The organism is Nocardiopsis sp. CNR-923, from assembly GCF_001942255.1.
GTDB lineage: Bacteria > Actinomycetota > Actinomycetes > Streptosporangiales > Streptosporangiaceae > Nocardiopsis.
The window spans coordinates 1-12256 of the sequence record NZ_MKKC01000065.1; the positions used below are offsets into that span (position 1 = coordinate 1).

The following is a 12256-nucleotide window of genomic DNA, read 5'->3' on the forward strand; positions in this document are numbered from 1 at the left end:
CTCTCACTTGACGGTCACACGGTGGCTCGCCTTGTCGCTATAGCCGTCCAGGTCAGATCACCCATCCCGGAGTTACACCACTCCAAGGGACATGACCGAGCTTGCCTTCGGTGAAATCCCTTTTCGCCATCAGGTGGCCCCGTTTGTTCAGCGCGTCGACGGCGGCACCGAGGGAGGCGAATGTGCCCATCGGGTGACGGTCGCCGTGTGAGTTGGGGGCGAAGCTGGAGTAAAGCTCGCCCGACTCCTTGTTGTAGACGAACATTATCGGTCTATTGGGTCTGGTGTCGCTCAATCCGGACCTCTTCTCCGGGACCGCCATTGGCCACGGAATGGGGGTTCTGGCCAGATCTGTCGGTCTGTCGGAGAACCACGCTGTGCCGTGCTTGCAGCCCGATCAGTGAGGATCCGGGCGGTCGTGGAAACCCGCGCGGAGCCTTCCGGCGGAATGCCGAGGTGGATCTCCTGGTAACGCGGCCGGAGCAGACACGGTCTTCCGACCTGTCCGGTTCCGGCCAAGGGGCCCTCGATACGCCTGGAAGGCGTCGAAGCGTGATCGAGCAGGGGCGAGGAGGAGTAGAGTGTGGGGCGCTGTCCAGCGCCGATTCCGTGCACTGCGGCTCCCCCCATCCACAACCGAGGAATCAGTATGAGCATCCCTCCGGAATACCCCCACGATCCCTCCCAGCTCTACGGCCAGCAGCCGCCACAGCATTTCGGGCCGCAGGGGACGCCTCCCGGTGGCCACGGGCCCCAGGGCTACGCGGGACCCGGAAATCAGCCCTACCCGCCGCAACCCGGATTCGTACGGGGAGCGCAGCCTTCCGGGAAGGGCTTCTTCGGAGCGCTGTTCGACTTCTCGTTCCGTGATTTCGTCACCCCCAAGATCATCAAGGTCCTGTTCATCCTGTGGCTGACCCTCATCGTGCTGTTCACGCTGATAGCTGTGGTGGGCTCCTTCGTCTCGATGGGCGAAGAACCGTTTCTGGGCATCGTCATGCTCTTCAGCAGCCTGCTGATCGGCGCGATCTACGTGCTGCTGTCCCGGGTTGGGCTGGAGATACTCATCGTGGTCTTCCGGATCAGCGAGGATCTCACCGCGATCCGGAAGCAGCGTGGCCTGTAGCCGGACCTGGCCAAGGAATGAACGAGGGGATCGACCAGGGGACGCCTCGGACCCGTGGAGAACAGCCATGAGACGCGATGGCGTTGTAGCCCGGAGCGGAGTTCACGAGGAGGTTCGGATGTCGGCAGACGCGCGGCACATGCACGAGGATGCGATCGAGGAGCAACAGGAGCGGATCGGGAGAAGCCCGAAGGAGATCCGAGCCGCTCTGCTTCCGGAGGAGGTCGGTGACTTCGACCGGGAGTACCGCCGGGTGATGAACGACGCAGGGAAAGCCTGGACCTCTCCGAACTCAACACATTCCTGGAACGTTGGTGGCGGGTGGCCATGTCGTCACGGGATCCTGAGGCCCATCGGCACATGCTGGACGTTGCGATCGGCTCCAACGTGGTGAGAAGGTGCGCACGGTCCCCTGGTCGGAGACGAAAGCCAGGTTGGGTCTCCAGATGTACCGGATCGAATCCGAGGAGATAGCGGAAACACCGCGGGTGGGGGCGGACGTCGGACGCCTACACTGAGGGCCCGCCAAACCCAGGGAGGACGCTTGTCAGCCGATCGCCGCGTGTATGAGGTCCGCGTTCCCGGGGCGCGAGCGCCGGGGAGGCGATCGCGCTCCAGCAACCGCTGAGCCGACTCGTGTGCCCCCATCCCGGACACCCGGCCCCGTGCGAGATCCCGTGGGGCTTCTCCGTCGACGTCGACGAGGAGGGAGCCAGGGTGCTCCGCCTCGGCCTCCACACGACCGCCGACCGGGCGGCCGAGGTGGCCGAGGTGGCCGAGGTGGCCGAACGCGCCTGCGACGCCATCGGCCGACGTACCGTGGCCACCGAGGGCGATGCCGAGCACTTCGAGCACATCGCCGAGCAGTACCGGATCGAGCCCGGCCCGGCCTGATCTCGGCGCCCTCGCGGGAACCGCCCGCCTGAACGGGGCGGTACCCGATGGCCGTCAGGCCACGTCGAATCCCGCGATGACCTTGGTGGGCCGGATCCGCACCACGAGCTCGCCGGGCACGCCGTTGCGGCGGCCGAACTCCTCGGCCCGGTCCTCGCCCATGTACCGCGCGGCGATGGCGGTCGCCGTCCGCAGCAGCTCGTCCGGGTCCTCCGACACCTCGGCCACCCCCTGCACCTGCACGAACGCGTACGGAGGCCGTTCCAGGTCCACGCTGAGCGCCACGCGGGGATCCCGCAGGATCGACCGCCCCTTCGCCGAGCTCTTCCCGGTGTTGAGGACGATCTCCTCGCCCTCGACGGTGAACCAGACCGGCGCGACCAGCGGACGGCCGTCCGAGGCGGTGTAGGCCAGTTTTCCCGTGCGGGTGCCTTCGAGGAGGAACGAGCGGACGCGCTGATCACTGAGGGAAGTCATGCGATCACCCTAGTGCTTCGCCGTGCGCCGCTGTGGCCCGCGACTCGCGCGTCGAGCGCGCGTCCTCCCGCGTCGGCCCGGAGAACACCGCCCCCACCGGCACCCCCGAGCGCGGCCCCGCCCCGGTCGCGGCGCGCACCCACTCGGACGCGTCCGCGTGGGCCCAGCGTGACGGCGCGCGTCCCGCCGCGCCACGTGTTTGGCTGGAATGCCTGCGACGATGGGGGCACGGCGCCGACACGCCCGTCCTGGCGGGTACGGGGTGACGGACCGCGCCGCTAGCATGGTGCGAACGGACGTTCGAGAAGGGTGTGGCGCGTGCGCGTGGTGGGGATCGACCCCGGGCTGACCCGGTGCGGTGTCGGAGCCGTCGAGGGCGCGGTCGGCCGACCGCTCGCCCTCCGGGGCGCAGACGTCGTCCGCACCAGTGCCGACACCGACCTCGCCCAGCGCCTCGTCGCCATCGAACGCGGCATCGACGACTGGCTCGACCGGCACCGGCCCGACGCCGTCGCCGTCGAGCGTGTCTTCGCCCAGCACAACCTCAGCACCGTCATGGGCACCGCCCAGGCCAGTGGCATCGCCCTGCTGTGCGCCGCCCGTCGCGGCCTGCCCGTGGTCCTGCACACCCCCAGCGAGGCCAAGGCCGCCATCACCGGCAGCGGTCGCGCCGGCAAGGCGCAGGTCGGCGCCATGGTGGCGCGTATCCTCGGACTCGACGGCCCTCCCAAACCCGCTGACGCGGCCGACGCGGTCGCGCTGGCCATCTGCCATATCTGGCGGGGTGGCGCCGACGCCCGCGTCGCCCAAGCCAAGCAGGACTTCGCCCGCAAGGTGGAACTGGCGCGCCGCGCGCGCGGCCGGTGACCCCCGCCCCCAGGAAGGAGAAGGGCGCCCCGGCGCCCGCACCAGATGATCGCGTTCCTCACCGGCCGGGTGGCCGCACGCGGCGCGGACACCGCCGTGATCGACGTCGGCGGGGTCGGCATGACCGTGCGGTGCACCCCCGCCGCCCTCTCCGGCCTGCGCGTCGGCGAGACCGGGACGGTCGCCACCAGCCTGGTGGTCCGCGAGGACTCGCTGACCCTCTTCGGGTTCGCCGACGACGACGAGCGCCACCTGTTCGAGCAGCTCCAGACCGCGTCCGGAGTCGGCCCCCGCCTGGCCCTGGCCATGCTCGCCGTCCACAGCCCGTCGAGCCTGCGCCACGCCGTGGCCACCGAGGACACCGCCGCGCTCACCCGTGTGCCCGGCATCGGCAAGAAGGGCGCCCAGCGCATCGTCCTCGAACTGTGCGGCAAGCTCGACGTCCCTGACTTCGGCGCAGGCGCACCGCCCGCCGCACCGGGCACCGGCGAACCGAACGGCGCCTGGCGCGGCCAGGTCGTGTCCGGCCTGGTCAACCTCGGCTGGTCCGCCAAGGACGCCGAGTCCGCCGCCTCCGCCGTCGCCGCCGAGGCCGAGGCCACCTCCGACGTCTCCGTCCTGCTGCGCAGCGCCCTGCGCAAGCTCAGCCGAGCCTAGGAACCGACCCCCATGCACGAACGCGACGCCGTGTCCCCCGACGCCCAGGGCGACGAACGCCAACTGGAGGGCGCCCTGCGCCCGCGCGGGCTCGACGAGTTCGTCGGCCAGGAACGGGTGCGCGAACAGCTCTCCCTGGTGCTGCGCAGCGCCCAGCGGCGCAACCGGGCCCCCGACCACATCCTCATGTCCGGCGGTCCCGGCCTCGGCAAGACCACGCTCGCCATGATCATCGCCGCGGAGATGGGCGCCCCGCTGCGCATCACCTCCGGACCGGCCATCGAACGCTCCGGCGACCTGGCCGCCGTCCTGTCCACCCTCCAGGAGGGCGAGGTCCTCTTCCTCGACGAGATCCACCGCATGGCCCGCCCCGCCGAGGAGATGCTCTACGTCGCCATGGAGGACTTCCGGGTCGACGTGGTCGTGGGCAAGGGGCCCGGCGCCACCGCGATCCCCATCGACATCGCGCCGTTCACCCTGGTCGGGGCGACGACCCGGGCGGGCATGCTCCCCGCGCCCCTGCGCGACCGCTTCGGGTTCACCGCGCACATGGACTTCTACACACCCGAGGAACTCGAACTCATCCTCCACCGCTCGGCGGGCCTGCTCGGGGCGCCCCTGGACGAGGACGCCGCACGGGAGATCGCCGGGCGCTCGCGCGGCACCCCCCGCATCGCCAACCGGCTCCTGCGCCGCGTCCGCGACTACGCCGAGGTCAGGGGCGACGGCAGGCTCTCCCTGACGACCGCTCGCGCGGCCCTGGAACTGTACGAGGTCGACGCGCTCGGCATGGACCGCCTCGACCGCGCCATCCTCGACGTCCTGCTGCGGCGGTTCCGCGGCGGGCCCGTGGGCCTGTCGACCCTCGCCGTGTCCGTGGGGGAGGAGGCCGAGACCGTGGAGGTGGTCGCCGAGCCCTTCCTGGTCCGCTCCGGCTTCCTGGCCCGTACGCCGCGCGGCCGGGTCGCCACCCCGCAGGCCTGGGCGCACATGGGACTGACCCCGCCGCCCGACGCCGCCTTCGGCGCTGCCGCACCGTGACCGCGACCGTTGCCCGTCCGAGTTCCGACCGTGGGGCGGCGGTGACCGCCGCCACGTAAGCTGGGAGTCGTCCAGCCACGCGGGGGCCGGATCCGCGGCTCCCACGTGTCTTCCGACACGGGCGGAACGCGCGGGCCGTCTGGAGCGTTATGTCTGACGGGTGCGGACCGCGACATATACGTCCGGGTCGGCACGGTGAAGGTGGTCGTCGCGGTTCTTGAGCCGACAACGGTCGGCCACACGAAGAAACGTACGGAAGGACGCCCCAGTGCAGGGCATTTACACTCTCGCCGCCGAAGGAGAGCCCACCGGGGGTCTCCTGAACATGATTCTGCCGTTCGCGCTGATCCTCCTGGTGTTCTGGCTGCTGTTCTGGCGGCCGAACCAGAAGCGTCGCCAGCAGGAGTCGCAGATGATGAACGCGCTCGTCCCCGGCGTCGAGGTCATGACCAAGGCGGGCATCTTCGCCACCGTCGTGGAGGTCAACGAGCAGGACGTCCTGCTGGAGATCGCCCCCGGCACCCGGATCCGCATGCTCAAGGCCGGTGTGGGCGAGGTCATCACCCCGCCCGCGGACGACACCCCGGTGGAGGACCGTCCCGACTTCGGCGACGACGACAAGCCGAACAGCTGATCTCCCACCGGTCGCACACTCCCCGGTACCGGTCCCGTACGGGGCCGGTACCGGCGTGTCCGGCCCGCCACGAGTAAGGTCCCACCACCCATGTCCCACGACCCCGCGACCGCCGCGGCCGGCCGCCTCGACGGTCTGATCCGGTCCCACGTCCGCGACGTGCCCGACTTTCCCCAGCCCGGGGTGATGTTCAAGGACATCACGCCGCTGCTCAACGACCGGGAGGCCTTCGGGGCCACCGTCCGGGGACTGGCCGAACCCTTCCAGGCCGATGGGGTGGACCACGTGCTCGGTCTGGAGGCGCGCGGCTTCATCTTCGGCGCCCCCGTGGCGCTCGCGCTGGGAGCGGGCTTCGTCCCCGCGCGCAAAGCTGGGAAACTGCCCTCGGCGACCATCGGTCAGGCCTATGATCTGGAGTACGGCACCGCGACCGTGGAGATCCACTCCGACGCGATCCCGGCCGGAAGCCGCGTGCTCATCGTCGACGACGTGCTCGCCACCGGCGGCACAGGCAGGGCCGCGGTGGAGCTGGTGCGCAGGGCGGGTGGTACGGTCGTGGGATTCTCCGTCCTGATGGAGCTCTGCGCGCTCCAGGGACGCGGGAAGTTGCCGGACGTGGAGCTGCACACCCTCCTGTCGGTCTGACCGGGGACCCCCGCCGCGCACCCGCCTGTACGGGAATGCGCGACGAATCCCCCCACGTTGAAGCTAGGACGCACCCCTCACCGCGCCCGATCGAAGGCACCGCCGGGCGCGGCCCGGGGCGTACCTGACGACCGCGTCCCCCGCGCACGCGGGACCGCAGACACTAGACTGGTGGGAGAGGTACCGCGGCGGCCACGTTCAGCGACTGGCCCTGACAACACGCACGTGCACCGGGCGGCGTCGGCGACGGCGTCCACGCGACCGGGTGGATCCGCGGGAGGTAGGCATGCCAAGCGAAGTGGTTTCGACCGGGGCGGTACCGGCCCGTGACGAGCGGCCGGGGGCCACCGGGGGCCGAAGCCCCGGCATGCCGGAAGGGCACGCGCACGGCGGCGACGTGACGGCCGCCCGCAGACCACAGGGGGACCGCCCGGAGGGCGCCGCGACCGAAGCGGCGCCCTCCGACGTCTCAGAGGCGGGCTCCGGCGGCCCCCAGGGACCGCCCGACTCCACCACGCCCTCCACCGTGCGAGTCCGCAGAAGGCTCGCCCGACTCGGCGCCCAGCGGGGAGTGACGATGAACCCGGTGCTCGAACCACTGATCAAGACCGTGCGTGCCACCCACCCCAAGGTGGACGTCCGGCTCGTCGAGCGCGCCTACGAGGTCGCCGCCCACCACCACCGCGACCAGAAACGCAAGAGCGGCGACCCCTACATCACCCACCCGCTGGCGGTGGCGACCATCCTCGCCGAGCTGGGCATGCAGGAGGCCACCCTGGCCGCCGCACTGCTGCACGACACCGTCGAGGACACCGCCTACTCCCTCGACGAGCTGCGCGCCGACTTCGGCGACGAGATCGCCGAGCTGGTCGACGGCGTCACCAAGCTGGACAAGGTCAAGTACGGCGAGGCCACCCAGGCCGAGACGGTCCGCAAGATGGTCGTGGCCATGGCCCGCGACATCCGCGTCCTGGTCATCAAGCTGTGTGACCGCCTGCACAACATGCGGACCCTGCGGTACCTGCCGTCCCGGGCCAAACGGGAGAAGAAGGCCCGCGAGACGCTGGAGATCTTCGCTCCGCTCGCGCACCGTCTCGGCATGAACACCATCAAGTGGGAGCTGGAGGACCTGGCCTTCGCCACCCTCTATCCCAAGCGCTTCGACGAGATCGCCCGTCTGGTCTCCGAGCGAGCCCCCCGCCGCGACGTCTACCTCCAGGAGGTCATCGAGGCGGTCTCCGGAGACCTGCGCGAGGCCAAACTCAAGGCCACCGTGCGGGGTCGGCCCAAGCACTACTACTCGATCTACCAGAAGATGATCGCCCGCAACTGCGGATTCGACGAGATCTACGACCTCATCGCCGTGCGGGTCCTGGTGGACAGCGTCCGCGACTGCTACGCGGCCCTCGGAACCATCCACGCGCGGTGGAATCCCGTGCCCGGCCGGTTCAAGGACTACATCGCGATGCCCAAGTTCAACATGTACCAGTCGTTGCACACGACGGTCATCGGTCCCTCGGGCAACCCGGTCGAACTCCAGATCCGCACCCGCGCCATGCACCGCCGCGCCGAGTACGGCATCGCCGCGCACTGGAAGTACAAGGAGGACCGGGTCACCGGCGGCGACTCCAAGGGCGCCTCCGACATGCAGTGGCTGCGCCAGCTCATCGACTGGCAGCAGGAGACCAAGGACCCCGGCGAGTTCCTGGAGTCGCTGCGCTTCGACCTGTCGGTCCAGGAGGTGTTCGTCTTCACCCCCCAGGGCGACGTCATCTCCCTCCCGCAGGGCGCCACCGCCGTCGACTTCGCCTACGCCGTGCACACCGAGGTCGGCCACCGCACGGTGGGCGCCCGGATCAACGGCCGCCTGGTGCCGTTGGAGAGCGCCCTGCACAACGGCGAGACGATCGAGATCCTCACCTCTAAGGACCCCGACGCCGGGCCCAGCCGCGACTGGCTCAACTTCGTCAAGAGCGCCCGTGCCCGCAACAAGATCCGGCACTGGTTCACCAAGGAGCGCCGCGAGGCCGCGATCGAGCGCGGCAAGGACGAGATCGCCAAGGTCATGCGCAAACAGGAGCTGCCGGTCAAGCGCCTGTTCAGCGGTGAGGCGATCATCGCCCTGGCCAGAGACCTGCGCTACGCGGACGTCGACGCGCTCTACGCCGCCGTCGGCGAGCACCAGGTCAGCGCACAGAGCGTGGTCAGCAAACTGGTCGACTCCCTGGGCGGTCTGGAGAGCCACACCGAGGACATCGCCGAGTCGGCCCTGCCCACCAAGGCCGTCACCCGCCGCCGCCACCCCGGCAACCCGGGCGTGGTCGTCGAGGGCGACGCCGACGTGTGGGCCCGGCTGTCCAAATGCTGTACGCCGGTTCCGGGCGACGAGATCGTCGGCTTCGTCACCCGCGGCAACGGGGTCTCGGTGCACCGCGGGGACTGCGTGAACGCCTCGACCCTGGACACCGACCGCATGGTGCGGGTGGAGTGGTCGCCCACCGAGGACTCGATGTTCCTCGTGGCGTTGCAGGTGGAGGCGCTGGACCGGTCACGGCTGCTGTCGGACATCACCCGCGTGCTGTCCGACCAGCACGTCAACATCCTGTCCGCGACCGTTCAGACCAGCCGCGACCGGGTGGCGCAGAGCCGGTTCACCTTCGAGATGGCCGACCCCGCCCACCTCGGCAGTGTCCTGCGCGCGGTACGCGGTGTGGACGGTGTCTACGACGTCTACCGGGTCCGCAACTGACCGTGCTCGTTGTGGGTGTGGACATCGGCCCGCCCGTCACCCTCCACCACCCTCAATCGACGCCTGCGGCGCGGCGCCGTTCCCCGGCCCCCGGCGGCGTCCGAACCCGCTCAGATGCGAATCGTCGTCGTCCGCACGATCTCGAACACCGGGTGGCGGTGGGCCTCGGCCGCGAAGGCCTCGTCCGGCGCCTCCGGCGGAGCCTCGAAATACGGGCCCACCACGAACGCGCGCGGCTGGTCCAGGTACTCGCGGAGCACCGGGGCCGCCTCCTCGGCGTCGAGCTCGCGGACGATGGCCAACTCGATCCACCCGCCCTGCCGCAGGGTCGCGAACCCGTCATTGCGCAGGTTGTGCACCCAGTCCACCGCCCCGTAGCGCGACCAGGTACCGGCCCCGGTCACTGTCCAGCACACTGACCGGGGTCGTCCGCAGGAAACCGGACGTGCGCCCGCGCGTCGTCAACAGGTGCAGGTCGGGCGGGCACACTCCGTACTTGACGAAGCCACTGACGAAGGCGTTGGCGGTCCGCCGCACCCGCGTCATCTCGAACCGCTTCGTCGGCTCGTTCACCATCTTGCGCAACTCCCTCGGTCGGATGCTCCCTATTCTGGTGGTTCCGAGGGACCTGCGACACCCGAGGCGCCGCTTCGCGGGTCACCGGAACGCCGAGACACCCGTCACGGCCTGCCCGATGCTCAACGCGTGGATCTCCTCCGTGCCCTCGTAGGTCGCTACCGTCTCCAGGTTCACCATGTGCCGCATCACCGGGTACTCCAGTGTGATGCCGTTGGCCCCGTGGATGGAGCGCGCCGCGCTGGCCACCCGCTGGGCGGCTGCCACACACGAGAACTTGCCGAAGCTCACGTGGTTGTGGTGACAGTTCCCCTCGTCCTTGAGGCGGCCGATCCGCAACGCCGTCAGGTTGGCGTGGTTGACGTCCACCACCATGTCGGCGAGCTTGCGCTGGGTGAGCTGGAAGCCGCCGATGGGACGGCCGAACTGCTCACGGGTGGTCGCGTACTCCAGCGCCGCCTCGTAGCAGGCCCGGGCGGCCCCGGCCGCGCCCCAGACGATCCCGTAGCGGGCCTCGTTCAGGCACGACAGCGGCGACCCCAGGCCCCCGGACCCGGGCAGGAGGGCGTCCGCGGGCAGCCGCACGTCCTCCAGAACCAGCTCGGAGGTGATCGAGGCACGCAGGGACAGCTTCCTGTGGACGAGGTTGGCGGTGAAGCCGGGCGCGTCGGTGGGCACGAGGAAGCCGCGGATCCCGTCGTCGGTGGCGGCCCAGACCACGGCCACGTCGGCCACCGAGCCGTTGGTGATCCACATCTTGGTGCCGTTGAGGACCCAGTCCGACCCGTCACGCCGCGCGCGGGTGCGCATCGAACCCGGGTCGAGCCGGAGTCGGGTTCGGTCAGGCCGAAGCAGCCGATCGCGTCGCCCGCGGCCATCCGCGGCAGCCACGCGTTCTTCTGCTCCTCGGAGCCGAACTTGTGGACGGCCGCCATGGCCAGGGAGCCCTGCACGGACACGAAGCTGCGCAAACCGGAGTCGACCGCCTCCAGCTCGCGGCAGGCCAGGCCGTAGGCGACGGCGCTGGAGCCCCCGCAGCCGTAGCCCTCCAGGTGCATGCCGAGCACGCCGAGGTCACCGAAGGCCTTGGCCAGGCCCCGGGGGTCGGGCAGTGTGCCCGCCTCGAACCAGTCGGCGACCTCGGGCAGGAGTTCCCGGACGCCGAAGGCGCGGACCGCGTCGCGCACGTCGCGTTCGGTGTCGGAGAGCGTGGCGTCCACCGCGAGGAAGTCGCGGGGGTCCGGGGCGGCGGGCCTGCGTCGGATGTCGCTCATGAGCGTCCCTTCGTCATTCGGTGTGCGTGCGGGGGCGGGCGCGCCGCCCGGATCAGGTCAGGTCGGCCTGGTGGACGGCGCCGCGCTTGATCATCGCGTCGATGCGCGCTCCGTCCAGGCCCAGCTCGTCGAGCAGGTCGCGGGAGTGCTGGCCGAGGAGGGGAGGGGCGGCCAGGGGAGTGGGCGTGCCCTCCATGCGGAACCCGGCGCGGACCAGTTCGAGCGGCCCGAGCGCGGGGTGCTCCACGGTGCGCAGGACGTCGTCGCCGTGGGCGTCGGCGTTGCGCAGCGCGTCCAGGACGCCGCGCACGCGACCGGCCGGGACCCCGGCCGCCACGAGCACGTCCATCCAGTGGTCGGCGGGCCGGGAGCGCAGGGTCCGCGACAGTTCCGCCACCAGCTCCACACGGTGTTCCACACGCCCGGGGTTGGTGGCGTAGCGCGGGTCCCCGCCCAGGTCGGGCCGGTCCAGGGCGGCGCACAGGCGCTGGTACAGGGCGTCGTTGCCGGCGGCGACCACGATGTCGGCGTCGGCCGTCGGGAAGACCTGGTAGGGGACGATCGTCGTGTGCGCGTTGCCCACCCGCGCGGGCTCGCTCCCGGTGACCAGCGCCTGCTGGGTGAGGTTGACCAGACCCGACAGGGTCGAGTTGATGAGCGAGGCGCTGATGTTCTCGCCCCGACCCGTGGTCCGCGCGCGCATCAGGGCGCCCAGGACGCCCACGGCGGCGTTGAGGCCGGTGAGCACGTCGGTGAGCGCGACGCCCACCTTGCTCGCCGGGCCCTCCGCCGGGCCGGTGACCGCCATCAGTCCGCTCTCGGCCTGCACGACGATGTCGAAGCCGGGGCGGGCGGCGGGCTCGTGCTCGGGCCCGAACCCGCTGACCGAGCAGTACACGACCGCCGGGTTGCGGGCGCTGACGTCGGCGTATCCCAGCCCCAGCCGGTCGATGACCCCGGGGCGGAAGTTCTGGATCACCACGTCGGAGGAGGCACACAGGTCCTGGACGGCGGCCAGACCCTCGGGGTCCTTCAGGTCCACCGCGAGGCTGCGCTTGTTGCGGTTGACCGACAGGAAGTAGGCGGACTCCCCCGCGCCGTGGCTCCCGGAACGGGAATCGGCGGCGCCCGCCCAGGGCGGACCCCAGGCGCGGGTGTCGTCCCCGCGTACGGGCTGCTCGACCTTGACCACCTCAGCGCCCATGTCCGCGAGGAGCATCGTGGCGTAGGGCCCGGCCAGGACCCGGGACAGGTCGGCCACGCGCACCCCGGCCAGGGGCGGGTGCGCGGCCGGTTGGTCGTGGGTGTCGGACACG

11 protein-coding genes and 3 pseudogenes are annotated in these 12256 nt (G+C 70.8%); 9 read left to right on the top strand and 5 right to left on the bottom strand.

All coding sequences use genetic code 11. The features are described 5' to 3' along the window. Positions 1-52: 52 nt before the first annotated feature. Positions 53-265, bottom strand: a complete 213-nt coding sequence (locus BJF83_RS26570) for a hypothetical protein (RefSeq protein WP_143831811.1) — start codon at positions 263-265, stop codon at positions 53-55. Positions 266-649: 384 nt separating this feature from the next. Here BJF83_RS26570 and BJF83_RS06125 point away from each other — a divergent pair, with 384 nt between their 5' ends. The 3 genes and pseudogenes from BJF83_RS06125 (at position 650) to BJF83_RS27360 (ending at position 2020) form a co-directional block, all read left to right on the top strand. After that, on the top strand, positions 650-1126 hold the full coding sequence (locus BJF83_RS06125; protein WP_075925534.1) for a DUF4282 domain-containing protein: 477 nt from the start codon (positions 650-652) through the stop codon (positions 1124-1126). 139 nt (positions 1127-1265) lie between these two features. Next, positions 1266-1600 (top strand): annotated as a pseudogene (locus BJF83_RS28550) (DUF6247 family protein). Between the two features lie 243 nt (positions 1601-1843). After that, a complete protein-coding gene (locus BJF83_RS27360; protein ID WP_158070339.1) occupies positions 1844-2020 on the top strand; it encodes a hypothetical protein in 177 nt (58 codons plus the stop codon). A 54-nt stretch (positions 2021-2074) separates the two neighbouring features. Here BJF83_RS27360 and BJF83_RS06135 read toward each other — a convergent pair whose 3' ends face one another. Next, entirely contained in the window at positions 2075-2497 is a 423-nt protein-coding gene (locus tag BJF83_RS06135) for a PPOX class F420-dependent oxidoreductase (protein ID WP_075925536.1), read from the bottom strand. A 318-nt stretch (positions 2498-2815) separates the two neighbouring features. On the opposite strand from BJF83_RS06135, the gene ruvC reads away from it, so the two are divergent. The 6 genes from ruvC to BJF83_RS06170 all read left to right on the top strand — a co-directional run bounded on the left by ruvC (position 2816) and on the right by BJF83_RS06170 (position 9090). Further along, positions 2816-3364, top strand: a complete 549-nt coding sequence (gene ruvC, locus BJF83_RS06145; RefSeq protein ID WP_075925538.1) for a crossover junction endodeoxyribonuclease RuvC — start codon at positions 2816-2818, stop codon at positions 3362-3364. A gap of 45 nt (positions 3365-3409) precedes the next feature. Further along, a complete protein-coding gene (ruvA, locus tag BJF83_RS06150; protein WP_075925539.1) occupies positions 3410-4021 on the top strand; it encodes a Holliday junction branch migration protein RuvA in 612 nt (203 codons plus the stop codon). A 12-nt stretch (positions 4022-4033) separates the two neighbouring features. Next, positions 4034-5062 carry a Holliday junction branch migration DNA helicase RuvB gene (gene ruvB / locus BJF83_RS06155; RefSeq protein ID WP_075925540.1) on the top strand — a complete coding sequence of 343 codons (1029 nt, stop codon included), beginning with the start codon at positions 4034-4036 and terminating at the stop codon, positions 5060-5062. A gap of 268 nt (positions 5063-5330) precedes the next feature. Continuing rightward, positions 5331-5696 (top strand): preprotein translocase subunit YajC, encoded by a 366-nt coding sequence (gene yajC, locus BJF83_RS06160; RefSeq protein WP_075925541.1) that lies wholly within the window; start codon positions 5331-5333, stop codon positions 5694-5696. Positions 5697-5786: 90 nt separating this feature from the next. Continuing rightward, a complete protein-coding gene (locus tag BJF83_RS06165) occupies positions 5787-6341 on the top strand; it encodes an adenine phosphoribosyltransferase (protein ID WP_075925542.1) in 555 nt (184 codons plus the stop codon). A gap of 577 nt (positions 6342-6918) precedes the next feature. Further along, entirely contained in the window at positions 6919-9090 is a 2172-nt protein-coding gene (locus BJF83_RS06170; protein ID WP_075925650.1) for a bifunctional (p)ppGpp synthetase/guanosine-3',5'-bis(diphosphate) 3'-pyrophosphohydrolase, read from the top strand. A gap of 110 nt (positions 9091-9200) precedes the next feature. Here the strand turns inward: BJF83_RS06170 and BJF83_RS06175 are convergent. From BJF83_RS06175 to BJF83_RS06190, 3 genes and pseudogenes are all read right to left on the bottom strand, one after another. Beyond that, positions 9201-9666: pseudogene (locus BJF83_RS06175) on the bottom strand (nitroreductase/quinone reductase family protein). Between the two features lie 81 nt (positions 9667-9747). Next, positions 9748-10940, bottom strand: a pseudogene (locus BJF83_RS26575) (acyl-CoA dehydrogenase family protein). 52 nt (positions 10941-10992) lie between these two features. Then, positions 10993-12255 carry a CaiB/BaiF CoA-transferase family protein gene (locus BJF83_RS06190; protein WP_143831812.1) on the bottom strand — a complete coding sequence of 421 codons (1263 nt, stop codon included), beginning with the start codon at positions 12253-12255 and terminating at the stop codon, positions 10993-10995. Position 12256: the final 1 nt, after the last annotated feature.

Coding starts and splice junctions, on each gene's coding strand:
- BJF83_RS26570 (WP_143831811.1), bottom strand. CDS start 265: ATGTTCGTCTACAACAAGGAGTCGGGCGAGCTTTACTCCAGCTTCGCC.
- BJF83_RS06125 (WP_075925534.1), top strand. CDS start 650: ATGAGCATCCCTCCGGAATACCCCCACGATCCCTCCCAGCTCTACGGC.
- BJF83_RS06135 (WP_075925536.1), bottom strand. CDS start 2,497: ATGACTTCCCTCAGTGATCAGCGCGTCCGCTCGTTCCTCCTCGAAGGC.
- ruvA (WP_075925539.1), top strand. CDS start 3,410: ATGATCGCGTTCCTCACCGGCCGGGTGGCCGCACGCGGCGCGGACACC.
- ruvB (WP_075925540.1), top strand. CDS start 4,034: ATGCACGAACGCGACGCCGTGTCCCCCGACGCCCAGGGCGACGAACGC.
- BJF83_RS06165 (WP_075925542.1), top strand. CDS start 5,787: ATGTCCCACGACCCCGCGACCGCCGCGGCCGGCCGCCTCGACGGTCTG.
- BJF83_RS06170 (WP_075925650.1), top strand. CDS start 6,919: ATGAACCCGGTGCTCGAACCACTGATCAAGACCGTGCGTGCCACCCAC.